Annotated in this window: 1 protein-coding gene; it reads right to left on the reverse strand. The window is 56.9% G+C overall.

Annotated features, from left to right (window positions below; translation table 11 throughout):
* Positions 1-64 precede the first annotated feature (64 nt).
* Positions 65-633, reverse strand: a 569-nt coding sequence (locus tag Q3C01_RS44880) for a Cache 3/Cache 2 fusion domain-containing protein (protein WP_458151750.1), incomplete at its 5' end; no start/stop codon positions are given.

Raw genomic sequence — 633 nt, forward strand, 5'->3', positions numbered from 1 at the left:
GTCGCCGGCGCGCCGCCGAAGTCGATGAAGGCCACCGTGCCGACGCGGGTCGAGCATTCGATTCCTATTTTTCGTAGCCGACGTACCAGATGCCGATTACCTTGCCCGATGCGTCCTTGATCGGGTCATAACCGGTCACGTACGGTTTGCCGAGGATGTCGACTTCGCCGTAGAAAGCCTCACCTTTGTTGACATTCACTATCGCTTTTCCCTTAGGGTCCAGGATGGTCCCAAGCGCGCGGCCCTGTACGCTACCGGGCACGTTGGTGGATACGCGGACATAATCATCACCAGACTTTACGAAAAGCGTAGCCGTGCCGCCGGCCTCAGCCTTGACCTTGTCGACAATCGTGAAGTCGTTGTTCACCTTGGTTGAGCCAAAATACAGGCCCGGGGTCGTCTTGTCGGCTGTCTTATCGGTTCCCTCGGCCTTGGGCGCGCCCAATTTCGCCGTCTCGGCCTTCAATATCGTCATGGCCTTCGCGACTTTTGGGTCCGTTTGCGCGTTCCCGGGACTCGTCATGAGCGTGGACGTTGCGACGAAGCAACCAGCGGTCAGGAGACCAACAAGAAAGCTCTTGCGATTCATGTGAGTGGACTCCTCTATGAGAGACCTTATGAATATCACAGTCT

It is taken from the genome of Bradyrhizobium sp. UFLA05-109, from assembly GCF_054185165.1.